The organism is Paraburkholderia haematera (assembly GCF_905220975.1).
GTDB classification, from domain to species: Bacteria; Pseudomonadota; Gammaproteobacteria; order Burkholderiales; family Burkholderiaceae; genus Paraburkholderia; species Paraburkholderia haematera.
This window is the reverse complement of record NZ_CAJNBK010000005.1, coordinates 80,889-104,439: the sequence shown is the minus strand read 5'-3', so window position 1 is coordinate 104,439 and position 23,551 is coordinate 80,889. Positions and strand designations below refer to the sequence as shown.

The window sequence follows — 23,551 nt, the reverse complement described above, 5'->3', positions numbered from 1 at the left end:
AACCTGGCGAGCAGCGCCGAACGGGAGAGGCGAACAATGCCCAGGCACAACCCAGCGCTTCATCGCAATGAAAAAACCCCTATGACACCGGGTCGCCGGCGGCTTCTCATTGCCGGCGCAATACTGCTGACGGCCGCGCTAGGATGGGGACTCACGGTGATACTCGAGCCGGCCTTCCGCCACACGATCGTCATCACGACCGGAGCGGACAACGGGATCTACCGCGGCTTTGCAGATCGTTATGCGCCCATTCTGAAGCGCGATGGCATTACGCTCGATATCCGCAGTTCGTCGGGTTCGACTGAAAACTATCAGCGGCTGAAGGATCCGGACAGCGAATACGAAGTGGGCTTTATCCAGTCCGGCACCACCAGTCCCAAAGAAACCGATCATCTGCAGACCATCGCCGCCGTCTCCTATGAGCCGATCTGGGTGTTCTACCGCGGCCCGTCCACCATCAACCGGCTGGCACAACTCCGCGGCAAGAAAATTTCAATCGGTGTTTCTGGCAGCGGACTGCTGAACGTCTCCCAGGTATTGCTCGGGTACAGCGGCATCACACGGGACAATACAACGCTGCTCGAAATGGACGCCGCCAAATCCTATCAAGCTCTCGAAAACGGCCAACTGGATGCGGCCTTCTTTATCGGCAGGCCCGATGCCCCCATGCAGACAACACTGCTGAACAGCGATCTCAAGCTGATGAGTTTTGCGCAAGCCGATGCGCTGGTGCAGAAATTCCCGTCGCTCTCGAAAGTTATTTTTCCACGCGCCGCCACCAGCATCGTCAACGATCTGCCGCAATCCGACGTGACGCTGCTCGCCGCCACCGCGTTGCTCGTCTCCAAGGACACGCTGCACCCCGCGCTCGCCTACCTCTTGTTGGACGCCGCCAAAACCGTCCACGGCGGCGAAGATTACTTCACGCCGCTTGGCGTGTTTCCCAATCTGAGAACCGAGGAATTTCCCATTTCCGGAGAAAGCGAGCGGTACTTCAAAACGGGGCGCCCTTTCCTGCAGCGTTATCTGCCATTCTGGCTGGCCAGCTTTATCGAAAGGCGTCTGCTGATTCTGCTGCCCTTCATGGCCTTGCTGCTGGGTCTGCTCCAGGCGTTGCCGCGCATGGCGGAGGCGCGCATCAAGAAACGCCTGATTGTCTGGTATCGCGAGATCAAGGCGCTCGAAGATGAAATATGGAAAAACAGCCATCCAACCCGCGACCAGATTGCGCAATGGCGAGATGAGATCGAGCACATCGATGCGTACGCCAATGAGATCCGCATGCCGCAGCGTTATTTCCAGGACGTTTACGCGCTCAAACAGGCGATTGGCGTAGTCAGGGACCGGATTTCCCGGATAGCGCGGGAGCAATAGCAGCACGGCGCAATCGCCATGCGCCGTGCGTAACTCGAGGTGACATCCATGCTCAGGAATATCTCGCAAGCAAGCTTCACAGCCATTGCCACATCCATGCTGGCCGCATGTGCCATACCGCCCGCCAGTCCCGTAAGTGCATCGATCGACCCACCCCAGGCCGAGCGCGTGATGACACTCGCGGCCTCCGGCGTACAGAACTATTCGTGTGAATTCGACGCGCAGCGTCGTCTGGGATGGGTGTTCAAAAGCCCACAAGCAACGCTCTACGACACGAGCGGCCACGCTGCGGTCCGGCATGGCGCGGGGCCGTCGTGGGAGGCGGAAGATGGCAGCCGGATAGTCGGCCGCGTACTCGCACAGCAACCCAGCGAAACACGGGCGAGCATTCCCCAGCTATTGCTCGAAACGCATAGCACGTCCGGTAGCGGCACACTTTCGGCGGTGAGATATGTGCAGCGCGTGCATACCGTCGGCGGGTTAGCGCCGACGGCTCCGTGCTCAACGGAACATCAACCCGGAAGCTCGCCCTATCTCGCGGACTACGTGTTCTACCGGTAGCCTCCCACGCATCGTGCCCCGCGTTGACTTCATGTCGGACTAGTTCGGCGGCGGCAGCGCCGGATCGAGTTTCGCGGACTCTCGCACCAGTTGATCAGTCATTGCGGCCGCAACCGGATTCGAACCCGCACGATACGGGTCGTTACGGCTGGTTTGTTGGGGCGGCGGCGGTAATGCCGGATCGAGTTTCGCGGACTCTTTGACCAACTCGTCCGTGAATGAAGACGCGACCGGAGTCGAGCCGTGACGATACAGACTGTCACGCCTGCTTTCGGTTCGCGGCACGGGGTCGACCTTCGACTCACCATAACCATGCACGGCCACCGATGCGTGCGTACGCGTGTTCGGTCGCGGCGCTTGCATGGCGGCTGTGGTAGTTGGTGCGCCGGCTGTTGTAGCTGGCACACCGGATTGAGTTGCCACTGTCCCGCTCGTAGACTGCTCAGGTTCAGTCGCTGCGTTGACGGACGGCGCTGCGTTGATGGACGGCGCTGTGTTGACGGACGGCGCTGTGTTGACAGACGCCGCCGTGTTGCCGGAGAGAGATGCCGCGCCGACCACACTTCCCGCCGTCACATGGGTGTCACCCGATTGCGAGGAAGTCGCGGCCAATTCCGCTGGGCTATTTGTCGTGTCGTCGGTGTCGGCCGACGAGTGAGGGCCTCTGTACAACAGTAAAAAAGCGCCGAACACCACCTCGACGATAAGCACTCCGACAATCAATGATGTACGTACTTTCCTCATATTAACCAACGTTTCGTTCAATCGATGCGATTGGATTGATGATGGCCGTCAACTCAACAACCACGTTGAACGGCAGGGTCGCGGCGTAAGCCAACGATGAACTGATGTGGGGATGATCTGCGCGACCCGCACACGTTGATGGTCCAGCGGCAAGGGTCCGATGATTCACTTCACCGGACGGCACGGGACACCCCTCTATGCTAATGCGAAAAAGCAATCTCTGCAGAACCGTTGCGAGGGTCCGATCGAAATAGTCCGGAATGCACGAGCATTTTTCGCGCCCGCGCCCGCGGCCACGGGGCGCTACGGGGCGCTCCTATGGAACATTCGTGGAACATTCAGTTGGCGAGCGAGAACCTTCTCGTCCGGTGCGGTCAGCTTTTTGTCGGCAACGCGCTAGTTTTCTTCGCGATCTAGTGGATGCGATCGGGTCAGTCAATACGACCCTGACACCAGATTGGTCGGCGCACTGTTGACGAAGTTTTCAATGTTGTCCATTAATTGATCGGCAAGACGCTGTTGCGCCTCGTCCGATGCCCATGCCACGTGCGGCGTCAGAATGACGTTCGGGCGGCCGGCCACGCGCATCAGCGGATTGTCGTCACGCGGCGGTTCGCTCGCGGTCACATCAAAACCCGCACCGCTGATCAACCCTTCGTCAAGCGCCTGCACTAATGCGTCCTCGTCGACCAGACCGCCGCGCGCCGTGTTGATGATCAACGGCTTCCTTTTCATTGCGCGGAACTCGGGCATGGCCAGCATGTTCCGCGTGTTCGGTGTCAAAGGACTGTGCACGGTGATGATATCGCTGGTTGCAAGCACCTCGTCCCACGGCGTGTAGAGCGGGCCGAGGCCCTCTCTCCCTTTGTGCGCGGCGAACATCGGCAGCATGCCGAAGGCTTTGCCGATTTCCGCGACGCGTTGCCCCAACACCCCTTCGCCAATGATGCCAAGCCGCGCGCCGGCCAGATCGTGAATCGCATGCGTGAAAAAGCAGAACTGCCCGGACTTCTGCCACTCGCCTGCGAGCACGTCGTCGCGGTACGCGATCAGGTTGCGCCGAAGTGCAAGGATCAGCGCAAAGGTGTGCTCGGGCACAGTGTTGATCGCATAGCCGCGAATATTGCTCACCGCGATACCGAGTCGCCGGCAGGCTGCTTTGTCGACGCAATCGGTGCCCGTGGCGGCGACAGCGACAAGCTTCAGATCGGGCAATTGATCGAGCACCTCTTGCGTCAGGGTCACCTTGTTGGTGATGGCGATCGATACCCCGGCGAGCCGCTCCAACACCTGCTCAGGTGTCGTGTTGTCATACTCGATCAAGTGATGATCGAAGCGCGGTTCGCGCAACACGATTTGCGGGGCGAGCGTGGCGCGGTCGAGAAAGGCGATCTTATGCATGTTCATGTCCTTGTAGATTTACAGATGCCGCTTTGCTTCGGTCACGACATGCTGCGCGGTGATATCGAAGTGCGCGTACAGCGTCTCCGCGGAAGCCGATGCACCGAATCCGGTCATCCCGACAAAACCGCCGCGCTCGCCCAGATAGCGGTCCCAACCGAAACGCAGTGCAGCCTCGATACCGACGCGCACCGTGTTTGAACCTAATACCGCTGCACGATAGTCGGCGTCCTGTGCATCGAAGATTTCCCAACACGGCATCGACACCACGGCGGTCGCAATGCCCTCTTCCTGTAACTGGCGGCGCGCCTGCGACGCCAGCGCGACCTCTGAGCCGGTGGCAAGCAACGTCACGACACGCGCGCCGCCCTCCGCTTCGGCCAGCACATAAGCACCGCGGCGCGACAACGACTCGGTGCTGTGCTCCCGACGCACCAGCGGCAACGCCTGCCTGGCGAAAACCAGCGTACTCGGACCGTGCCGATGCTCAAGAGCGAGCGCCCAGCACTCCGCAGCCTCCACCGCATCCGCGGGACGCAACACGCGCATGTTCGGCATCGCGCGCAACGAGGCGAGAATTTCAACGGGTTGATGCGTCGGCCCGTTCTTGCCGACGCCGATCGAGTCGTGGCTGAACACGAAGTGCACCGGCAAGCCCATCAATGCGGCCATGCGCATCGCCGCACGCTGATAGTCGGAAAATGCGAGGTAGGTGACGCTGGTCGCGACGATACCGCCGTGCGCAGCCATGCCGTTGGCCATCGCGCCCATCAGATGTTCGCGCACGCCGCAATGGACGTACGCACCGCTGCGGTCATCGGCAGTGAAGGCGTGCAACTGGCGCTTGTGGCCCGTGGGCGCTTCGAGATCGGCGCAACCCACCATGCGCTCAGGCAGCAGCGGCGCAAACAGATCGCTGATCTCGCCAGACACGGTAATGCCAGACTGCGGCTCATCGCGGTCCACGGCGCGCTTGCGGTAAGCGTCGAGCACGTCGCGCCAGCCTTCCGGCAAGCCGCCCGCCTGGACCCGCTCGAACTCGGCGCACTGCGCGTCCGGCAACGCGGCGAGGCGCGCGTGCCACGCGTTGTATTCCTCGCTGCTGCGCCGACCTGCTTCGCGCCATGCGTTCAGGACGTCGGCGGGCACGTCGAACGGTGCATGCGGCCAGCCGAGTTGTTCGCGTGCCGCCTCGGCATCCGCCTGAAACAGCTTGCCGCTATGCCCGCCACGCTGCCCTTGCAATCGCGCGATACCGCGGCCGATCACCGTCTTGCACGCGATCATCGATGGCCGCGGGTCCGCGCGCGCAATCGTCAACGCGGCGGAGACTGCCTCGAGATCGTGACCATCGACTTCGATCACCTGCCAACCGCCGACGCGAAAGCGTGCGCAGACGTCCTCGCTGATAGAGAGTGAGGTGCTGCCGTCGTCGGTGATCTGGTTGTCGTCCCAGCAGAGAATCAGTTTGCCCAGCCGCAGATGCCCGGCCAGCGAAATCATCTCCTGACCGATGCCCTCCTGCAGACAACCGTCGCCGACGAACGCATACGTGTAGTGATCGACGAGCTCGCTGCCGAATTTCGCCGCGAGATACGCTTCGGCAATGGCCATGCCGAACGCGTTCGCGATGCCCTGTCCGAGCGGGCCGGTGGTCACTTCGATACCATGCGCCGGTTCGTACTCCGGATGCCCCGCGCAATGCGAGCCGAGTTCGCGGAAGGTCTTCAACTGGTCAAGGCCGATCGCCGCATAACCGGTTAAGTAAAGCAGCGAATACAGCAACAGCGAACCGTGTCCGTTGGACAGCACGAAGCGGTCGCGATCCGGCCAGGTCGGATCGGCGGGATTGAATTTCAGGTGCCGGGTGAAGAGCGCCGTTGCGATTTCAGCCATGCCGAGCGGCACACCTTGGTGGCCTTCGCCGGCTTGCAGGATCGCGTCGATGGAGAGGAAGCGGATCGCGTCGGCGAGCGGCAACGGCGGCGTCTGCACAACAACGGCTCGCGGCAACGGCAAAGTCGAAGCATGCGAAGCATGCGAAGCAATCGGTGCAGCGGACTGCGCTTCAGTGGTGGACATGACAAAAGGCTCCTCTACGTCGGCCTGGCACGCAGGGCGGCGGCAATCAAAGCGGATTGAATCGGATTGAGCGAAAAAACTTCATACGAGGCTGCAAACGCAGCCTCGTACATCAGCGGATCAATGCAGGAAGCCGGTCGAAATCCACGGCACCGCGGCAACGATGATCAGACCGACCATCAACGCGGCGATGTAGCCGAGAATCGGCTTCATTCCTTCGTCCGGATGGATGCGGCTGACCGCACAAGCCGAGTAGTAGCCCACACCAAACGGCGGTGCGAACAGGCCGACGCCCATCGACAGAATCACCACCATGGCGTAGTGCACATCGTGAATGCCCATTTGCCGCGCGATCGGGAACATCAGCGGACCGAACAGCACGATCGCCGGTATGCCCTCCAGCACGCTGCCGAGAATCACGAACACGCAGATGGAAGCGGCCATGAACATCGCCGCGCCGCCAGGCAAACCACCGAGCGTCTGCGCAAGCTGTCCCGAGAAACCCGATTGGGTCAAGGCCCACGCCATGCTCGTCGCCGCGCCGATAATCAGCAGAATCGCTCCAGACAACGTTGCGGTGTCGATAAGCATCGGCTTGAGCCGCTTCCACTCGAAACGGCGATAGATCAGCAGGCCGGCCAGCACCGCATAGGCAATGCCGATCGTCGAGACTTCGGTGGCCGTCGCGATCCCTTCGACCACCGCTGCGCGAATCACGAACGGCAGGGCGATGGCAGGAAACGCGATGACGAACTTGCGCAGGATCTCGACGCCCGTCGCACGTTTGACGCCTGACATGTCTTCGCGCCGATAACGCCACTGCACCACAATGCACAAGGTCATCGCGAGCACGATGCCCGGCAGCATGCCGCCCGTGAAGAGCGCCGAAATCGACACGCCGGTCACCGAGCCGAGCGTGATCAGCACGAGGCTCGGCGGAATTGTCTCGGTCTGCGCGCCGGTCGCGGCGAGCAACGCCACCAGATCGCCCGGCTTCGCACCGCGCGCTTTCATTTCGGGAAACAACACGGGCGCGACCGCCGCCATATCCGCGGCTTTCGAGCCCGAGATGCCCGACACCAGATACATCGCGCCGACCAGCACATACGACAGGCCGCCACGCACGTGCCCCAGCAGGCTCGCGAGGAACGCGATCATCGCCGCGGCCATGCCGGTCATCTCGATCAACTGGCCGAGAAACACGAAGAGCGGTACCGAGAGCAGGATCAGATGCGACATACCCTCATCCATTCGCCCGACCACCACCGGCATCGGCGTATTGGTGGTCAACGCGAGATAGCCGAAGGTGGCGAGTCCGAACGAAAAGGCAATCGGCACTCCGCTCAGCACGCCGAGCGCGACCAGGCCGACAAAGAAAATCAGCAGGTTGATATTGCCGAGATCGCGGAACAGCGGTCCCAGCGCAATGAAGATGCCGACCAGCGCGCCGACCGTCACGATCGCGCCAAGCGTCAGCCGCCAGTTGCCCATGCGCGCGAGCCGTACCACGGCCACCACCAGCATCAGCGCCGAGCCGACCGGCAATGCCGCCGCGCGCCACGAGTTCGACAATTCGAGTGCCGGCGTGGTGATGAACGCCTCGTCCTGCGCGAAGCTGATCGCCGGACCGATCACCATCGCAAGGAACGCGATCGGTGCGGCGATCGCGACCACGTCGAGAAAGGCGCGCACACCCGGCGACGCCATGCCGACCAGCGCCGTCATCCGCATATGCTCGCCGCGCCGCAAGGCGATCACGGCGCCTAGCATGGCGAGCCACAGGAACAGCATGGAAGCGAGTTCATCAGACCAGACGAGCGGCGCGTGCAGCAGATAACGGCTCGTCACACCGGCAAGCAATACGACGATTTCCGCAAGCACCAGCAAGGCGGCGGGAATCTCCACCAGATGGCCGAGGGCGGAGTCGAGCGCACAGGCGAACCGATGCTGGCGCTCGTGCGAATAGGAGATCGAGATCATCGCTTTACCCCAGTTTTCCGACTGACTTCTCCAGCAGCCCCCACGCCTCGTCGCCATACTTGGCTTTCCAGTCGTGATAGAAGCTCGTCTTGGCCAGCGCGCCGCGGAACGCCTCGCGGTCGACATCGATGAAGGTGATGCCCTTCGATTTCAGATCGTCGCGTAGCGACAGGCTGAGCCTCGCGATATCCGCGCGCTGCAGCATCGCGGCTTTTTCGAATTCGCGTGTGACGATCGCGCGGATGTCGGCCGGCAGACGCTCCCATGCGGCGCGGTTGCCGAGAATCCAGTAACCGTCCCACACGTGCGACGTGAGGCTGATGTACTTCTGCACTTCATAGAGTTTGGCCGTGGCGATGATCGGCAGCGGATTTTCCTGGCCTTCCACTACACCGGTTTGCAGCGCCGAATAGAGCTCGTTGAAATTGATCGGCGCCGGTCCCGCATCAAGCGCTTTGAAGAGCGAGGTCAGCATGGGCGCTTGCGGCACGCGAATCTTGAAGCCTTTCAGATCAGCCGGCGTGCGCAACGCCCGGGTCGATGAACTGATCTGCCGGAAGCCGTTGTCCCACACCTTGCTCACCGAGACGAGCCCCGACTTGCCGATTTGCGCGCGGATGTAGTTGCCAAGATCGCCGTCCATTGCCTTCCAGACCGCGTCGTAGTCCTTGAACGCGAAGCCCGTGTTGACGATGCCAGCGACAGGCGTCAGCGTGGCCAGAATCGACGAGGCCTGATTGAAGAATTCGACACCGCCATTACGCACCTGCGAGAGCAGATCCGTATCGGAGCCGAGCTGATTCTGCGGAAAGAGCTTGATATCGAGGCGGCCGTTAGTCGCTTCGCGAATGTGATTGATCGCCTCCTGGGCGCGGACGTTGACGGGATGCGTCGGGTCCTGGCCGGTCGCCAGCTTGTACGAAAACTCGGGGGCCGCCATCGCGCTTCGCGAGATGCTCCATAACGGCGCGGCGGCGGACAGGGCTGCACCCGCCTTCAGAAAGGTGCGGCGGCTGATGCCCTGCGGGGCGTTCGAACGGGTAGTCATGGTGTCTTCCTCCAATCCTGGATCGCGCGTCGTTATGTTTTTCTGGTCTCAACCGCGGCGGCTGCACGTGTTGCTCGCCGCGGTCGTCTGTTCTCTACTGCAGGGGCTCCATCGCCACCGTCGGCCTCCCGCCAGACGGCCCGCCCCCGCCGGAGCTGGACTAGCCGTGAATCAGCATGCCGCCATTCACGTCGATCACCGCGCCGGTAATATACGACGACAGGTTCGACGCGAGGAACAGGAATGCGCCGGCCACATCGTCGGGTACGCCCAGACGATTGAGCGGAATGCCCGCGAGAATTTCGCCGCGCTTGTCGTCGCTGATCTTTCCCGCGTTGATGTCGGTCTGGATCAGACCGGGTGTCACACAGTTCACGCGGATGCCGTCGTTGCCGAGCTCACGCGCCATCGCCTTGGCAAGACCCAGCACGCCCGCCTTCGCCGCCGAGTAATGCGGGCCGCCGAGAATGCCGCCGCCGCGTTGCGCCGAGACTGAGGACATGCAGCCGATCGAGCCGCTCTTCTGCTTCTTCATCTGCGGGACGACCGCTTGCGACAGATACAGCACGCCACGCAGGTTGACGTCGAGGATCCGGTCCCAACCTTCCGGATCGATCTCGAGCAGCTTGGCCGCCTGGGTAATGCCGGCGTTGTTGATCAGAATATCGATCGAACCGAAATCGGCGACGGTGCGTTCGACAGCAGCCTGGCAGGCGCCGCGATCGGTTACGTTGCACGCATAGCCGCGATGCTCGGGCCCGATCGACGCCGCGGCTTCGACTGCGGCGTTTTCGTCGAGATCAAAGATGGCGACGCGTGCGCCGTGCGCAGCGAACATGCGGGCGGTCGCCATTCCGATGCCGCGCGGCGACGCGCCGCCGGAAATGACGGCGACCTTGCCGTCGAGTAGACGTGACTCTGACATGATGCGTATCTCCTGAATATGAAGCTTATGATTTGCTATCCGTGACACCATGAATGTGGCGCTTAGCAACACTTATCGGCGCTGATAAACCTTCACCGCAGCCAGCCTTTGATCGTGTCGCACATCGCCTCGGTGGAAATGCCGTAGCGGTCGTGCAAGGTCGGCAACGCACCCGCATCCAGAAACGCGTCGGGCAGCCCGATCTGACGGAACGGCGGCGTAACGCCGTTGGTCAGCAGCACGGCGGCCACTGCCTCGCCCAATCCGCCGATCACTGTATGGTTCTCCGCCACCACCACGAGACGGCCTGAGCGGCGCGCTTCGCGCAGCAGCGTGAGGGTGTCGAGCGGCTTGATGGTTGGCACGTGCAGCACGCCCACGTCGACGCGATCCGCGGCCAGCGCCTTGGCCGTTTCCAGCGCACGCATCGTCATGATCCCGGACGAGATGATCAGCACCTCGGCGCCGTCGCGCAGCAGCTTCGCCTTGCCAAGCTCGAACCGATAGTCGTATTCGTCGAGCACGACCGGCACGTTGCCGCGCAACAGCCGCGCATACACGGGCCCGCGATGGTCGGCGATCGCCGGCACCATCTGCTCGATTTCGGTGGCGTCGCACGGGTCGATCACCGTGAGGTTCGGCATCGCGCGGAACAGGGCGAGGTCCTCCGCCGCCTGGTGACTCGGGCCGTAACCGGTTGTGAGGCCAGGCAAGGCGCAGACGATCTTGACGTCGAGGTTGTCCTCGGCGATTGCCTGATGGATGAAATCGTAGGCACGGCGCGCGGCGAATACGGCATACGTGGTGACGAACGGCTGTGCGCCTTCGTGCGCCATGCCGGCCGCGGCACCCATCAGCAATTGTTCGGCCATGCCCATCTGGTAGTAGCGCGCCGGGTATTCCTTCGCGAACAGATGCAGGTCGGTGTATTTGCCGAGATCGGCGGTCATGCCGACCACTTCGGGCCGATTGCGTGCCAGTTCGACCAATGCGTGGCCGAACGGCGCGGAGCGCGTGAGCTGCCCTTCTGCGGCGATCGACGCGATCATCGCCGACGTCTTCAAACGTGGTTTCGGTGCGGCGGCGCTCATGCGTTTCTCCCGGCTTCCAGCGCCTGCAGCGCGAGTTGCCACTCGTGCGCATCGACGCGGATAAAGTGGTTTTTCTCACGCGCTTCGAGGAACGGCACGCCACGTCCCATCCGCGTATCGCAGACGATGATCCGCGGTTGCGCTTCAGGATGCGCGAGCGCCGCATCGAACGCGGCGACGACGCCCGCGAGATCGTTGCCGTCCACACGCTGCACAAACCAGCCGAACGCCTCCAGCTTCTCGACCAGCGGCTCGAACGCCATGACGCTCGACGATGGGCCATCGGCCTGCTGATTGTTGACGTCGACCATCGCGATCAGGTTGTCGAGCTTCCAGTGAGCCGCGGACATCAGGCCTTCCCAGATCGCGCCCTCATCGAGTTCGCCATCGGAGAACAGGGTGAAGACGCGGGCATCCGAACCCTTGCGCTTCAGACCCAGACAACGGCCCACCGCAATCGTCAGCCCCTGGCCGAGTGAGCCGCCGGACATCTCCATGCCGGGCGTATAGCTCGCCATGCCGGACATCGGCAGACGGCTGTCGTCGCTGCCGTAGGTTTCCAGTTCCTCGTCGGCGAGGATGCCGGCCTCGATCAGCACGGCATACAGCGCGATGGCGTAGTGGCCGTTCGAGAGCAGAAAGCGGTCGCGGCCTTCCCATTCGGGGTCGTCGGCGCGATAGCGCATGGCCCGGAAGTAGGCGACGGCCAGGACATCGGCAATATCGAGCGCCTGGCCGATATAACCCTGTCCCTGCACTTCGCCCATGCGCAGCGCGTTGCGTCGAATCTGATAGGCGTGCTCCGCGAGCCTGGTGTACGGCGCGGTTTCGCTGGTGGTCACTATGGGTCTCCTCGTCGAACTTTTGCAGGGGCCGCCGTGATGCCGATCCCAGTGACTCAAGCGTAATCTCGCACTCACACGCGCTCAAACGAATTAATATGGGCCAATGGATGAATTCAATTCACCTTGATGCTGCCATGCACAATCGCGTCACCTTCAAGTCGATACAGGCATTCGAGGCCGCCGCGCGGCTCTCGTCGTTCGCGCTCGCAGCAGACGAACTGTTTGTTACGCCCTCGGCCGTCAGTCATCAGATCAAGCTGCTGGAAGAGCAATTGAGCATTCGTCTGTTCCATCGGCTGCACCGCACCGTGATCCTGACGGACTCTGGGCGGCAATACGCTGAGGAAATCACCGCGGCATTCGCGCGGATCGACTCCGCCACTCGCGAGATCGGGCGCGCCGCCAAGAGCGACATCCTCACGATCCATTGCACGCCCAGCTTTGCGACTCAATGGCTGATGCCACGCATCGCGCGTTTCAGCGCGGCGCATCCGGATATCGACGTGCGCTTGAATGCGTCGTCAGAGGCGGCCAATCTGATCTCGGAAGCGGTGGATATCGACATTCGCTACGGGCCGAGAAAGCTGCAACCGGCTGGCACAATGGTGCTCGAGTTGCCGTCCGAGACGATCGTGCCACTGTGCTCGCCCGCGCTGATGACGGGAGAACATCCGCTACGCAGCGTCGCGGATTTACAGCACCATGCGCTGATTCATAGCGAGGGGTGTCTGGTGGGATGGCGAGACTGGATGCGCCTCTATCGCAAGACGCGGCTCGATATCGGACGCGGTCCGCGTTTCGATCGATCGTTCATGGCGATCAGTGCGGCAGTCGACGGCCTGGGTGTCTGCCTCGAAAGCCTGCTTCTGACGCAGCGCGAACTGGACACGGGCCGGCTCGTGGCGCCGTTCGGCTTCGAAGGGCTCCGTGTGCACGGCTATACGCTGAACCTGCTGAAATCTCGCGCCGAATTGCCGAAGCTGCGTAGCTTCCAGGATTGGCTGTTTGCGGAACTTGAGAAGTGATGCGGGTGTTGCTTCGATCCGGTCATGTGCAGACGATCGCCAGGAGATGACGCGATCTCTTCTCACCGGGCGCTCAGACAGCGTCTCCTCCTGTTCCCGCAACAAGACGAGCGGCCAAAAAATCGATCAACGTGCGCACGCGACGCGGAACCGGCCGGCCCGCCATCCACACCAGATGGACGGGAACGGGTTCGGGTTCGAACGAATCCAGCACTGTCACGATCTGCCCTGCGTCGAGCAGCTTCTGCACCTGAAAGATCGGCGCGCGGCCGACACCCGCACCAGCCACGGCCGCCGCGTTGCACGCTAACGCGCTTGTGGAGCGGAACCGCCCCGTGACTTCGACAGCGCCTCCAGCCCGATTGAATGTCCACGCCTCACCCTCAGCGTGCTGGCGCAGGACGCAGTCGTGCGCGGCAAGATCGGAGGGATGGACGGGGTAGCCGCGCGCGGCGAAATAGTCCGGCGCGCCGAACACCACCCGTCGCAAAGTGCCCACCTGCTTCGCGCGCAAGGTCGAATCAGGCAGACGTCCGAGGCGAACTGCGAGATCGATGCCGGCTTTCGCGAGGTCGAGATGCTGCTCGGCAAGCACGAGTTCCGCCCGGACAGACTCGTGAATCGCCAGAAACTTCGCAAGAATCGGCGAGACAAATTCAGCGCCGAATGCCGTCGGTGCGCCGACGCGAATACTGCCGCGCAACTGCGTGACCTGGTCGACGAGTTCGTCGCGCGCTGCGTCGATTTCTCCCAGGGCGGGCCGAATTCGTGCGGCGAATTTCAGGCACGCAGCAGTGGGCTCGACACGGCGCGTCGTTCGGTGGAACAGAGTCGCGTTCAACTCACGCTCGAGCGCGGCAATCGCGCGGCTCACCGATTGCAGCGTTCGATCCAGCGATCGCGCCGCGGCTGTCAGGCTTCCTTCGTCGAGAATAGCCAGCAGCACTTCATATTCGTCTTTGTTCATGCACGCAATTCTCTCGTTTTCTGGAAGAATCTCTGACGGTTCGCGCGGCTATGCGCGAGCTGATCGCCGCCGTACATTCTAGCCATATTGATATCCGACTAGAACCCAGGAGGCGACGAATGAGTCAACGAAACGAGAATGGCATGCCGATGAAATATAGCGACCGGTTCAACCTTGCCGATGCACGCCGGGTTGCGCGCGCAGCCGAAGAGGAAGCGACACGTCACGGCTGGCCGATGGTTATTGCAATTGTGGACAACGGTGGACACCTGGTGCTTCAGCAGCGGCTCGATGATGCGCAACTCGGCAGTATCGAGGTTGCAAGACAGAAGGCTGAAACAGCCGTGCGATTCCGGCGTCCAACGCGCGTTTTCGAAGACGCACTCGCGCAAGGCGGACTCCATCTGCGCCTGCTCGGCATGACTAACCTCGTGCCACTAGATGGGGGAATTCCGCTGATTCGCGACGGCGCCGTGGTCGGCGCGATCGGCGTGTCGGGTATGCGTTCCGACCAGGACGCTCAGGTCGCCCAGGCCGGCGCCAACGCGCTGCCGCTGGCGGAACCGGCGGGCAGCCTTTAAGGTTTCCCTTTGAGGGTGAACGGCGCCAACAGTGACCGTACGTCGACCTGCTGCCCCTGGAGCAGGAGCAGCCTTGCGTGGAGCACCGTGTTCTCGAGCACAAGCTTGGCGGTGCTCAACAGATAAAGCGCGTGGATATCGGAGATCGACATGTTGCCTGCTTCGACCTGGTGATGACGCTCCACGAGTGAACTCATGACGAGCCGCCTGAGTTCCTGCTCTCCAAATGGAAGGTCCGCGTAGTCGATCGGGTCGTCGGCTTCCACTTCCCGCAGCAGTTCCACCAGCGTTTCCGTGCTCACGTCCATGTGCAGGCTCCACGTTGTCGATTAAGACCAGCATAGCCAAACAGAGTCACCAGCACTCATAGCCTACCGCTTCTGAATAAGGGAGTCCAGCCTGCGCCGTGGCGAAGTGGGATGATCGACAGATCGATGTCCTCAAGCTGTGCGCTACGCCACCTATCTATTGCCGATGGAGGCGTCCATCACATCTCCATGGGTGCGTTTGCAACGTTCCAGCGCAAGGGCAGCGGTAGAATGGTCCCGGATACGGAGGGTCACCCTATGGCAAGAATAACGAGTATCGACATTGAACAACTGCGCCCGCTGCAGGCAACGGTGGGCATGCTGGAAGTCGACGCAAAACGAAAACGCCTGCTGGCCATGGATGCAAAGTCTTTGAAAGACTTCCTGAAAAGCGCGCCGATTCCAACCGTCATTGGCAAGCGTGACAGGCACTACGTCATCGACCACCACCACCTCGCGCGTGCGCTGTGGGATGGCGGCATCAAGAAGGCATTCGCACTGGTCGTGGACGACCTATCGCGGCTGCCAGACGCGAAGTTCTGGGACACCGTCATTGAAAAACGCTGGGTGCATCCCGTCGATGAACGCGGCGTCCTGCGAGCCATTTCCGCGATTCCCGATGAGGTCTCCGCACTCACCGACGACCCGTTCCGCAGCCTCGCCGCGTTCGTGCGCGACGCAGGGGGCTATCTAAAGACGCCGGAACCCTTCGCCGAATTTCAGTGGGCGGATTTTTATCGCACACGCATTCCAATGTGGACGAGCGAATCGCAGTTCAAGGCAGCCGTCGAGCAGAGTGTTCACCTTGCGTGGAGCCCCGACGCCCGGACGCTGCCGGGCTTCAAGTCACGACACGTGAAATAGCGTCGAGCTCACCCTCGCCGTTTCTTCTTCAGCTCGATCGTTTCGAACAACTCATAGTTCTGCGTCGGGGTCTGGTCCGCCCCCGGCGCGTGATAGTAGTTCATCGTAATCGTGGTCTCGCCGCCGGGATGTCCCGGATCGTGGTCGAACACCGCGATACCGTAGCCCGTGCCGGTATCGCGTTGCGCCGACCAGACGGCATCTTCAACGGCATCCGCGCCGGTACGCACAAAGGTACCCGGCGTTGTCCCGGCAACCGGACGATTAGGCCGCGTGAAAATGCGCGCCTGCGGCAAGCCGGTACCGATATCCACCCCGTACACATCGAGCGGGGCACTCGTGCCGCCTCCGCCGAGAATCAGGTGAATCGTGCCGTGACTCGTATCGAACGTCGACGCCCCCGACGACACCGCCGACATCACCGGCCGCGGCTGCAACGTATCGACTACGCGCCCTGTGGCGATATCGGTGCCCTTGTTGTGATTACAGCCGCGCACGGGATAGCTGCGCTCGTAATCATGGTCGTGCCCGCACAACACCAGGTCGACGCCGTGGCGGTCGAACAGCGGTAGCCAGGCTTCGCGAATGCCCTTGTCGGAACCATTACCGGTCTTCGAAGAACTCAGCGCGTCCTGATGCATTTGCACGACGATCCAGTCGACTTCGTCATCTTCCGCCGCCCGGCGCAATGTTCTCTCGAGCCAGCGGGTCTGCTCGCCCTCGCTATATCCGCGCACATAGAGCGACGTGCCCGGCTGAATCGGCGGATTGCCGGTGCTCGCCACGGGCACGAGAGGATTCGGGCCGGCCACGAACGCAGCCGCATCCTGATAGACCACGTCATCCGCGTCGAGCGAAATGAAGAGCACCGAGCTCACGCGGAAGCTGTACCAGCGTCCCTGAAAACGCGTGTGATTCTCGGGCAGCGTGTAGCGCGACAGGTACGAAGCGAGGCCTTGTTCGCCGTTGTGGAATTCGAGCTCGTGATTGCCCGGACAGGGCATCCACGGCCGGTTCGACGCCGAGGTCTGGCAGTTGTTGCCGAAATCGCGCCACACGTCCGGCTGGTGCATCGGATTCAGGTTGGCGTAGCAGAGATCGCCGTTGAGCAGGTGGAACAGCGGCTGAAATCTCTCGACGGCCTGAACCGCAAAGCGGCTCTGCGGCGACGACAGCACCCAGCCGGTATTGGGCGTCGCAAGATCGCCGTAGCTCGTCCAGCGAAACGGCGCGCGGCCGCGCGGCGCCGTGCGGAAGCTCGCGGTGAAGGGCTGACCCGCGTTGCTGTCGTTGTCGGCGCTCACTTCGTACTCGTAGCTCGTGTCGGCCTTCAAGCCACGCAGACGCGCGTGATAGGTGAACACAACCTCGCCGTTGATGCCATCGGTATAGGTGCTTTGGACACCGTGCAGCGTGACTCTCGCCTCGCCCGCGCTGCGTAAGCGCACCTGCGGGTTGACCGCCGGCGCCGGCGACGCCCAGGACACGGTCACCTCGCTCGTCGGATCGTTGCCCCACGTGAGGTGGATCTGCTCCGGCGTGCCGTCGGGCGCGCTGTTCTGGGCTCGTGCCGCCGACGCGAGCGTGCCCGCGGCCGTCGCGAAGCTCGATGCACCCGCAAACTTCAGAAACCCACGGCGCGAGACGATGGTCGCGCCCTGATCGGTCGGCACATCCTTGGCGATTTTCTTGTTTGTCATGTCGGGTGTTTTTGTATGGGGGTGGAAGGTCGCTGACGCGGACGGCAGGCGCACGGTGCCACGTGGGCCGCGCGTGCCGTACCGGAACAGGGCGCGACAGAAGTGACAGCGCATCCTAGTCGTGAAGCTATGACAGCCCGATGAAATGGCCAGACATGGAAAATGCCGTCAAGGCTGCCCGCGCGGCGTGGGAAAACCCGGCCTGGCAGCACAATCGGGGCATCGCCAGTACCTTGTCGGGCACGCTGAAATGCCGCGTTCGGCAGCCCCCCTCATTAAGGGGCTGCATCCCTCACCCCTCCGGCGTGTAAACTGCTGACTTTTTTGACTCTGGTGGAATGGTGCAAGTCCCACAGCGCACAGCTTTCAGTGGCCCGGCGCTCATTCGCTTACTTGCTCGCCTGACGGACGTCGACGTTCCCGAATCCAGCCAATCGCTCTCGGACCGGTTAAGCCAATGGCTCGGCTGGACCGACGCGATCGCGTTGTCCTCGGCGCTGAACAACAATCCGCCTGCCGTCGCCGCCGGCGCGCGCGCCTTCAGTGACACTGAAGAGCGCGAGTGCGCCCGCGTGCGCACGTCGTTGGCGAATGCCATCGTGGGCGATAGCGTGTTCGCCGCCGCGAGGCGCAGCGGACCGGCGGCGCAGACGCTCGCTCAAGGCGCCTCCATGGATGCGCCGGTCGATTACGCGGTTTTTCGTCAGCGCTACCTCTCCATGCAGCAGACGATGGAGACGGGCATCGGCAATCTGCGTGGCCGCCTGCGGGCCTTGCTGGCCGCCAGAACGCCCGCCATGGCCCGGCTCGCGGTGGTGGACGCCGTGATGGAGCGGGCGCTCAGCGAGCGCGAGCGGAGTCTGCTGGCCGCCGTGCCCGGCTTGCTCGCGGGGCACTTCGAGCGTTTGCGCCAGGCGGAGCAACGGACGCTGGCCGAAGCCTCGGCGGACGCCATGACCGCCGCTGCGGCCACACCTGCCACGCCCGGCGCCTGGCTGGACCAGTTCCGCAAGGATATGCAGAGCGTATTGCTTGCCGAGCTGGATGTTCGTTTACAACCGGTCGATGGGTTGCTCGCGGCCCTTCGCACCCGCTAACTGGGACACTATGTCCAGATATCTCAATCTCGTTGTTTTTCTGGCCGGTCTGGCCGCAGTGTGCTGGATCGGTGCCGGCTACGTCGGCTCGAACACGCTGGCATTGGCTGTCACGATGTTGATCGGCGTCTGCTACGTGGCAGGCGCGCTCGAATTGCGGCGCTACGGCCAGGCCACTTCCACCCTGGCGCGTGCGGTCGCGGGCCTGTCCGGGCCGCCGCCGAGCCTGGACGCCTGGCTTGACCCGCTGCATCCCAGCCTGCGCAATGCAGTACGCCTGCGCGTCGAGGGTGAGCGTGTGGCCATGCCGGGCCCGGCGCTGACGCCTTATCTGGTCGGCTTGCTCGTGTTGCTGGGCATGCTCGGCACGCTCCTCGGCATGGTGGCGACCCTGCGAGGCACCGGCATGGCGCTGGAAAGCGCCACGGACCTGCAGGCAATCCGTGATTCGCTCGCCGCACCGGTCAAGGGGCTGGGCTTCGCGTTCGGCACCTCGATCGCGGGTGTAGCCACCTCCGCGATGCTGGGCCTGCTTTCAGCGTTGAGCCGGCGCGAGCGGATTCATGCCGCGCAGAGGCTCGACGTGAAGATCGCGACCACCTTGCGCATCTACTCGCAGGCCCATCAGCGAGAGGAAAGTTTCAGGCTCCTGCAGCGGCAGGCTGAGGTGATGCCCACCCTGGTCGATCGCCTGCAGGCGATGATGACGGCCATCGAGCAACAGAGCCTCGCCTCGAACGAGCGGCAGATCGCCAGCCAGGACGCCTTCCACGGCAAAGCCGAGGCCTCCTACACGCGCCTTGCCGCCTCCGTGGAGCAGTCGTTGAAGGAGAGCGTCGCCGAAAGCACCCGCGCCGCCAGCGCGGCGCTGCAGCCGGTCATGGAAGCCACGATGGCGGGTCTCGCGCGCGAGACGGCCTCGCTGCACGACACCGTCACGCACGCCGTGCAGCGGCAACTGGACGGGCTCACAAGCGGATTCGAGGCAACGACCACCACCGTCGCGAACATCTGGAGCAAGGCACTTGAGGGGCACCAGCGATCGAGCGAAGCGCTCACCCAGCATCTGGGCACGTCGCTGGATCGATTCACCGAGACCTTCGAGCAACGCTCGGCCGGTCTGCTGGACGGCGTCTCCGCGCGCATGGAAAACACGGCCGGCAACGTGTCGGCAGCATGGAACGAGGCGTTGTTACGGCAAGAACACGTCAGCGAGACGCTGGCCGGCCACAATCAGCAAGCCTTGGCGGCGGCAGCCGCGACCTTCGAACAGCACTCGGCGTCGCTGTTACGCACGGTGGGACAGTCGCATACGGACTTGCAGGCGGAATTGGCCTCGCGAGACGAGCAACGGCTCGCGACCTGGACCGAGACGCTCGGTTCGATGGCCGCAACGTTGAGCAAGGAGTGGGAGCAGGCGGGTACGCGCACCGCGAGCCGGCAACAGGAGATCTGCGACGTGCTGGAACAAACCGCACGTGACATCTCGGCTCAGACGCAGGCACACGCGAGCAGCACGGTCGCCGAGATCGACCGGCTTGTCCAGGCGGCTGCGGAAGCGCCCAAGGCCGCGGCAAACCTGCAGGCGGAACTGGCCGAGCGCGACCAGCAGCGGCTGGCGGCCTGGACCGAGACACTCGGCACCATGGCCACGACGTTGAGCAAGGAGTGGGAGCAAGCAGGTACGCGCACCGCGAGCCGGCAACAGGAGATCTGCGACGTGCTGGCGCAAACCGCGCGCGACATCTCGGCTCAGACACAGGCGCACGCAAGCAGCACAATCGCCGAGATCGCCCAACTCGTGCAAGCCGCGTCGGAAGCCCCTAAGGCCGCGGCGGAAGTCGTCGCCGAACTGCGTCAGAAGCTCTCGGACAGCATGGTCCGCGATACCGCGATGCTGGAGGAGCGCAGCCGCCTGCTGGCAACGCTGGAAACGCTGCTCGATGCCGTGAATCACGCCTCCACCGAGCAGCGCTCGGCCGTCGACACGCTGGTCGCCACGTCAGCGGACCTGCTGGACCGTGTCGGCACGCGTTTCACCGATAAGGTCGAACTCGAAACCGGGAAGCTGGGCGCGGTGGCCGCGCAGGTCACCGGCAGCGCCGTCGAAGTGGCGAGCCTGGGCGAAGCATTCGGCGCGGCCGTGCAGTTGTTCGGCGAGTCGAACAGCTCGCTGGTCACGCACCTGCAGCGAATCGAAGCCGCGCTCGACAAGTCCCTCGCGCGCAGCGACGAACAACTAGCGTATTACGTGGCCCAGGCGCGAGAAGTCATCGACCTGAGCATGATGTCGCAGAAGCAGATCGTCGAAGACCTGCAGCACATCGCGGGCAAGCGGGCGTCCGTCGGAGCTGAAGCGGCATGAGCGAGGAAATCGACGGCGGCGTGGAGACGGCGGCGCCTATCTGGCCCGTGTTCGGCGACCTGATGTCGGTGCTGCTGGGCGCCTTCGTGCTGATCCTGGTGAGCGTCATCGGTGTGCAACTGGAACTCTCGACCAGGCTGGAGCAGGAGGTCAAGCAGCGTCAGCTGGAAACGCAGCGCCGCAAGACCCTGGAGCAGGCCCTGGCAGGACCGCTGGCGGCGGGCCGGGTCACGCTGGTCAATGGCCGCATCGGCATCAACGGCAGCGTGTTGTTCGCGTTGAACTCCGATCAATTGCAGCCCGAAGGCCGGGAGGTCCTGAAGAGTTTGGCGGGGCCGCTGTCCGCGTACCTCAAAGCCAATGACGAGATCCTGATGGTGAGCGGCTTTACCGATGACCGGCAGGTGCGTGAAGCTAACCGCCGCTTTGCCGACAACTGGGAGCTGTCGGCCCAGCGCGCGTTGACGGTGACCCGTGCTTTGATCGATGAAGGCGTGCCCTCCTCGTCCGTATTCGCGGCCGCGTTCGGTTCCCAGCAGCCCGTCAGCTCGAATGCCGACGACCAGGGTCGGGCCAAAAACCGGCGAGTGGAAATAGCGCCGGTCCCGAGGCCTTCGAGCGCGACGGTGAAGCCTCGTGAGTAGTGTGAATAGTGACGCTAGCGGTGTGACAAGCGTTGCCCGGGCAACGCTCGACGCCTGGCGCGAGCGCGGCGCGGATCGACTGGATCCCATCCGCTTTCATTTCATCGAGGCGCTGGATCGGCGGGCAGCCGGCCACAGCGGCGAGGCGCGGCGTCTGCTGGACGACAGGCTGTCCAAACTGATCGAGGCCTATGCGGGCGATCTCGAGCGCACGGCATTCGAGGGCGCTGATGCTGGCACTGGCACTGGCACTGGCACTGGCACTGGCACTGGCACGGCGGCATCATCAAGCAAACCCGCGCACGGCGCGCTGGCCGAACTGATCGACTACATCGCCAGCCATGCGCAGCAAGACGGAAACGACCCCGCAGCAGGTCACGCCGCAACGCGGCGTTCCACTTATCCGGAACTGGAAGCGCTCGATTTCTTCAGGGAGACCTGGTCCAAAGTCCGGTCCGAGAAACAGTTGCGGCAGTCGCTCAAGAAAGCGCCGGGTAATGCCGGTCCGCTCAACTCGAGCAGCCTGGTGCATCGGTCGCTCTCGCTGATGCGCGAGCTGTCGCCAGGGTATCTCCAGCAGTTCCTGTCGTATGTCGACGCCTTGTCGTGGATGGAGCAGGTGAACGGTGGCGGCGCGTTACCGGCTAAAGAAGCGCCGCGCGCCGCGACCGCCAGAAAGAGTGTGCGGAGCAAACCCCGTTAGCGCGAGAGCAGATCAGTCGAGCGCGACGCCTGCAGCATGAAGTAGAACAAGTAAGTCTCGTGGCAACGCTCATCATGTCCGATCCGCCGTCCACTTCACGAATGCGGTACCGACCTCCCGCAAGACAGCCTCGCGAGCGGGCATGCCGAGGGCGGGTGCATCGTAATAGGCTGCGATGACGAGCGGAGCGCGTCCCGGTGGGCGCACGATGGCATAGTCGTTGGTCTCTGCTTCCACGCTGGTGCCGGGTCTGTCGCCTGCTATCCAGTCCGGCGGTAATGCGGCGCGCAGCCGGTTCAAACCCGGCTTGCAGGTCATCATCCAGCTTTCCAGTTGCGCACGCGATTGGGGACTCAGAACATTCCCCAACAGAATTTTGCTCGCCGTCTTCGTAATTGATCGGGGCGTCGTGGTATCGAGCACACCGCTATAGCGGTTCGACTCGGGTTCATATCGATCGGATCGCGTCACGGTATCGCCGAGACCGCGAACGAATTGCGTCAGACCGGTGGGACCGCCGGTGCTTCTCATCAACAGCACAGCCGCGGTGTTGTCGCTCACTTCGACGATAGCCTGGCACATCGCGCGGACCGACATCGTGCCTTCCGCGACGTGCGCCTTCGTCACAGGCGACGTGAAGATAATGTCCTTCTCGGTGTAGGGCACAAGGCGGGCAAGATCCTCCTTGCCGGCATCCACGCGGGACAGCACCTGCGCGGCAAGCAATCCCTTAAAGGTGCTGCACATCAGAAAGCGCTCATCAGCGCGATAAGCGAGCGTTCGGCCTGAACCCGTATCGATAGCGAACACGCCAAGGCGTCCGCCATTGCGCCGTTCGATGTCGGCCAGCGAGGATGCATTGGCGGCCAGTGTGGGGGTAGCGCCGAGGCTAAGGAGTAAGGGCAGTCCGAGCGTCAAACTGCGGCGTGTAGCAGAAACGGTCAATGAATCGTCCTCCCGGCTCACCATAAAAAACGGGCCAGTCCCGCGAAGGACTGGCCCGCTCACCGCACACAATCACGTCTGAGGATTCGTATCGTCTGTGGCTTGAGTATTGTCGGCGTCTTCCTGCTTCTCGCCTTCTTTCTTCTCGACCAGCGACTCCAATGCCCCGGCACCTTCAAAGCCCGCGACCGCTGCAATGCCCTTTGTTAGCAGACCTGCTTCCGGATCGACTTTTTCTGCTGCCTCAACGGCTGCTACTGCTCCAGCGATCTTGCCTACTTCATCCAAGAGTCCCATTTCG

23 protein-coding genes are annotated in these 23,551 nt (G+C 62.9%); 10 read left to right on the top strand and 13 right to left on the bottom strand.

The genetic code is table 11. From position 1 onward, the window contains the following. Positions 1 to 36: 36 nt before the first annotated feature. Positions 37 to 1,374, top strand: coding sequence for a TAXI family TRAP transporter solute-binding subunit (locus tag KHO23_RS11975; RefSeq protein WP_211611358.1), 1,338 nt, complete (start codon positions 37 to 39; stop codon positions 1,372 to 1,374). Between the two features lie 48 nt (positions 1,375 to 1,422). Then, positions 1,423 to 1,935, top strand: coding sequence for a DUF3455 domain-containing protein (locus tag KHO23_RS11970; protein ID WP_211611351.1), 513 nt, complete (start codon positions 1,423 to 1,425; stop codon positions 1,933 to 1,935). A 39-nt stretch (positions 1,936 to 1,974) separates the two neighbouring features. Here KHO23_RS11970 and KHO23_RS11965 read toward each other — a convergent pair whose 3' ends face one another. After that, positions 1,975 to 2,298 carry a hypothetical protein gene (locus KHO23_RS11965; protein ID WP_211611345.1) on the bottom strand — a complete coding sequence of 108 codons (324 nt, stop codon included), beginning with the start codon at positions 2,296 to 2,298 and terminating at the stop codon, positions 1,975 to 1,977. 118 nt (positions 2,299 to 2,416) lie between these two features. On the opposite strand from KHO23_RS11965, the gene KHO23_RS11960 reads away from it, so the two are divergent. After that, positions 2,417 to 2,593 (top strand): hypothetical protein, encoded by a 177-nt coding sequence (locus KHO23_RS11960; protein ID WP_211611343.1) that lies wholly within the window; start codon positions 2,417 to 2,419, stop codon positions 2,591 to 2,593. A 521-nt stretch (positions 2,594 to 3,114) separates the two neighbouring features. Here the strand turns inward: KHO23_RS11960 and KHO23_RS11955 are convergent. The 7 genes from KHO23_RS11955 to KHO23_RS11925 all read right to left on the bottom strand — a co-directional run bounded on the left by KHO23_RS11955 (position 3,115) and on the right by KHO23_RS11925 (position 12,048). Beyond that, positions 3,115 to 4,080 (bottom strand): D-2-hydroxyacid dehydrogenase, encoded by a 966-nt coding sequence (locus tag KHO23_RS11955; protein WP_211611341.1) that lies wholly within the window; start codon positions 4,078 to 4,080, stop codon positions 3,115 to 3,117. 18 nt (positions 4,081 to 4,098) lie between these two features. Continuing rightward, on the bottom strand, positions 4,099 to 6,162 hold the full coding sequence (tkt, locus tag KHO23_RS11950) for a transketolase (protein ID WP_211611338.1): 2,064 nt from the start codon (positions 6,160 to 6,162) through the stop codon (positions 4,099 to 4,101). A gap of 120 nt (positions 6,163 to 6,282) precedes the next feature. After that, positions 6,283 to 8,142, bottom strand: coding sequence for a TRAP transporter large permease (locus KHO23_RS11945; protein WP_211611332.1), 1,860 nt, complete (start codon positions 8,140 to 8,142; stop codon positions 6,283 to 6,285). A gap of 4 nt (positions 8,143 to 8,146) precedes the next feature. After that, a complete protein-coding gene (locus tag KHO23_RS11940) occupies positions 8,147 to 9,190 on the bottom strand; it encodes a TRAP transporter substrate-binding protein (RefSeq protein ID WP_211611330.1) in 1,044 nt (347 codons plus the stop codon). Positions 9,191 to 9,350: 160 nt separating this feature from the next. Continuing rightward, the gene (locus tag KHO23_RS11935; RefSeq protein WP_211611324.1) at positions 9,351 to 10,115 is read right to left on the bottom strand and encodes an SDR family NAD(P)-dependent oxidoreductase; all 765 of its coding nucleotides are present in this window, start codon (positions 10,113 to 10,115) and stop codon (positions 9,351 to 9,353) included. 92 nt (positions 10,116 to 10,207) lie between these two features. Continuing rightward, positions 10,208 to 11,206: a transketolase family protein gene (locus KHO23_RS11930; RefSeq protein WP_211611321.1), complete on the bottom strand. Its 999-nt coding sequence runs from the start codon at positions 11,204 to 11,206 to the stop codon at positions 10,208 to 10,210. Continuing rightward, entirely contained in the window at positions 11,203 to 12,048 is an 846-nt protein-coding gene (locus tag KHO23_RS11925; protein ID WP_211611315.1) for a transketolase, read from the bottom strand. Before KHO23_RS11925 ends, KHO23_RS11930 begins: the two co-directional genes overlap by 4 nt. 110 nt (positions 12,049 to 12,158) lie before the next feature. Here KHO23_RS11925 and gcvA point away from each other — a divergent pair, with 110 nt between their 5' ends. Continuing rightward, the gene (gene gcvA, locus KHO23_RS11920) at positions 12,159 to 13,076 is read left to right on the top strand and encodes a transcriptional regulator GcvA (RefSeq protein ID WP_236066811.1); all 918 of its coding nucleotides are present in this window, start codon (positions 12,159 to 12,161) and stop codon (positions 13,074 to 13,076) included. Positions 13,077 to 13,149: 73 nt separating this feature from the next. On the opposite strand, the gene KHO23_RS11915 is transcribed toward gcvA, so the two are convergent. Beyond that, on the bottom strand, positions 13,150 to 14,043 hold the full coding sequence (locus KHO23_RS11915) for a LysR family transcriptional regulator (RefSeq protein ID WP_211611309.1): 894 nt from the start codon (positions 14,041 to 14,043) through the stop codon (positions 13,150 to 13,152). A 119-nt stretch (positions 14,044 to 14,162) separates the two neighbouring features. Between KHO23_RS11915 and KHO23_RS11910 the strand changes: the two genes are divergently transcribed. Next, positions 14,163 to 14,624, top strand: a complete 462-nt coding sequence (locus KHO23_RS11910; RefSeq protein ID WP_236066810.1) for a GlcG/HbpS family heme-binding protein — start codon at positions 14,163 to 14,165, stop codon at positions 14,622 to 14,624. Here KHO23_RS11910 and KHO23_RS11905 read toward each other — a convergent pair. Then, positions 14,621 to 14,932: a hypothetical protein gene (locus KHO23_RS11905; RefSeq protein ID WP_154567003.1), complete on the bottom strand. Its 312-nt coding sequence runs from the start codon at positions 14,930 to 14,932 to the stop codon at positions 14,621 to 14,623. The genes KHO23_RS11910 and KHO23_RS11905 overlap by 4 nt on opposite strands. 111 nt (positions 14,933 to 15,043) lie before the next feature. On the opposite strand from KHO23_RS11905, the gene KHO23_RS11900 reads away from it, so the two are divergent. Then, positions 15,044 to 15,796 (top strand): ParB-like protein, encoded by a 753-nt coding sequence (locus tag KHO23_RS11900; RefSeq protein ID WP_211611303.1) that lies wholly within the window; start codon positions 15,044 to 15,046, stop codon positions 15,794 to 15,796. Between the two features lie 8 nt (positions 15,797 to 15,804). On the opposite strand, the gene KHO23_RS11895 is transcribed toward KHO23_RS11900, so the two are convergent. After that, a complete protein-coding gene (locus KHO23_RS11895; protein ID WP_211611294.1) occupies positions 15,805 to 17,496 on the bottom strand; it encodes a fibronectin type III domain-containing protein in 1,692 nt (563 codons plus the stop codon). A gap of 338 nt (positions 17,497 to 17,834) precedes the next feature. On the opposite strand from KHO23_RS11895, the gene KHO23_RS11890 reads away from it, so the two are divergent. Genes KHO23_RS11890 through KHO23_RS11875 form a run of 4 tightly spaced genes read left to right on the top strand, consistent with a single transcriptional unit; the run spans position 17,835 to position 22,305 of the window. Further along, positions 17,835 to 18,593 carry a DUF3348 domain-containing protein gene (locus KHO23_RS11890; RefSeq protein ID WP_211611291.1) on the top strand — a complete coding sequence of 253 codons (759 nt, stop codon included), beginning with the start codon at positions 17,835 to 17,837 and terminating at the stop codon, positions 18,591 to 18,593. Positions 18,594 to 18,603: 10 nt separating this feature from the next. Beyond that, a complete protein-coding gene (locus tag KHO23_RS11885) occupies positions 18,604 to 20,958 on the top strand; it encodes a DUF802 domain-containing protein (protein WP_211611290.1) in 2,355 nt (784 codons plus the stop codon). Continuing rightward, positions 20,955 to 21,602: an OmpA family protein gene (locus KHO23_RS11880; protein WP_211611281.1), complete on the top strand. Its 648-nt coding sequence runs from the start codon at positions 20,955 to 20,957 to the stop codon at positions 21,600 to 21,602. The genes KHO23_RS11885 and KHO23_RS11880 overlap by 4 nt, the downstream gene beginning before the upstream one ends. 1 nt (position 21,603) lies before the next feature. Continuing rightward, positions 21,604 to 22,305 (top strand): DUF2894 domain-containing protein, encoded by a 702-nt coding sequence (locus tag KHO23_RS11875; protein WP_211611668.1) that lies wholly within the window; start codon positions 21,604 to 21,606, stop codon positions 22,303 to 22,305. A 72-nt stretch (positions 22,306 to 22,377) separates the two neighbouring features. Here the strand turns inward: KHO23_RS11875 and bla are convergent, their stop codons facing one another. Then, positions 22,378 to 23,250, bottom strand: a complete 873-nt coding sequence (bla, locus tag KHO23_RS11870; RefSeq protein ID WP_236066809.1) for a class A beta-lactamase — start codon at positions 23,248 to 23,250, stop codon at positions 22,378 to 22,380. A gap of 72 nt (positions 23,251 to 23,322) precedes the next feature. Further along, the gene (locus tag KHO23_RS11865) at positions 23,323 to 23,547 is read right to left on the bottom strand and encodes a hypothetical protein (RefSeq protein WP_211611278.1); all 225 of its coding nucleotides are present in this window, start codon (positions 23,545 to 23,547) and stop codon (positions 23,323 to 23,325) included. Positions 23,548 to 23,551 lie beyond the last annotated feature (4 nt).

Coding starts and splice junctions, on each gene's coding strand:
- KHO23_RS11880 (WP_211611281.1), top strand. CDS start 20,955: ATGAGCGAGGAAATCGACGGCGGCGTGGAGACGGCGGCGCCTATCTGG.
- KHO23_RS11905 (WP_154567003.1), bottom strand. CDS start 14,932: ATGGACGTGAGCACGGAAACGCTGGTGGAACTGCTGCGGGAAGTGGAA.
- KHO23_RS11975 (WP_211611358.1), top strand. CDS start 37: ATGCCCAGGCACAACCCAGCGCTTCATCGCAATGAAAAAACCCCTATG.
- KHO23_RS11885 (WP_211611290.1), top strand. CDS start 18,604: ATGTCCAGATATCTCAATCTCGTTGTTTTTCTGGCCGGTCTGGCCGCA.
- KHO23_RS11945 (WP_211611332.1), bottom strand. CDS start 8,142: ATGATCTCGATCTCCTATTCGCACGAGCGCCAGCATCGGTTCGCCTGT.
- tkt (WP_211611338.1), bottom strand. CDS start 6,162: ATGTCCACCACTGAAGCGCAGTCCGCTGCACCGATTGCTTCGCATGCT.
- KHO23_RS11900 (WP_211611303.1), top strand. CDS start 15,044: ATGATCGACAGATCGATGTCCTCAAGCTGTGCGCTACGCCACCTATCT.
- KHO23_RS11965 (WP_211611345.1), bottom strand. CDS start 2,298: ATGCAAGCGCCGCGACCGAACACGCGTACGCACGCATCGGTGGCCGTG.
- KHO23_RS11865 (WP_211611278.1), bottom strand. CDS start 23,547: ATGGGACTCTTGGATGAAGTAGGCAAGATCGCTGGAGCAGTAGCAGCC.
- KHO23_RS11930 (WP_211611321.1), bottom strand. CDS start 11,206: ATGAGCGCCGCCGCACCGAAACCACGTTTGAAGACGTCGGCGATGATC.
- KHO23_RS11890 (WP_211611291.1), top strand. CDS start 17,835: ATGGTGCAAGTCCCACAGCGCACAGCTTTCAGTGGCCCGGCGCTCATT.
- gcvA (WP_236066811.1), top strand. CDS start 12,159: ATGAATTCAATTCACCTTGATGCTGCCATGCACAATCGCGTCACCTTC.
- KHO23_RS11895 (WP_211611294.1), bottom strand. CDS start 17,496: ATGACAAACAAGAAAATCGCCAAGGATGTGCCGACCGATCAGGGCGCG.
- KHO23_RS11910 (WP_236066810.1), top strand. CDS start 14,163: ATGAGTCAACGAAACGAGAATGGCATGCCGATGAAATATAGCGACCGG.
- KHO23_RS11940 (WP_211611330.1), bottom strand. CDS start 9,190: ATGACTACCCGTTCGAACGCCCCGCAGGGCATCAGCCGCCGCACCTTT.
- KHO23_RS11970 (WP_211611351.1), top strand. CDS start 1,423: ATGCTCAGGAATATCTCGCAAGCAAGCTTCACAGCCATTGCCACATCC.
- KHO23_RS11915 (WP_211611309.1), bottom strand. CDS start 14,043: ATGAACAAAGACGAATATGAAGTGCTGCTGGCTATTCTCGACGAAGGA.
- KHO23_RS11960 (WP_211611343.1), top strand. CDS start 2,417: ATGGACGGCGCTGTGTTGACGGACGGCGCTGTGTTGACAGACGCCGCC.
- KHO23_RS11955 (WP_211611341.1), bottom strand. CDS start 4,080: ATGCATAAGATCGCCTTTCTCGACCGCGCCACGCTCGCCCCGCAAATC.
- KHO23_RS11935 (WP_211611324.1), bottom strand. CDS start 10,115: ATGTCAGAGTCACGTCTACTCGACGGCAAGGTCGCCGTCATTTCCGGC.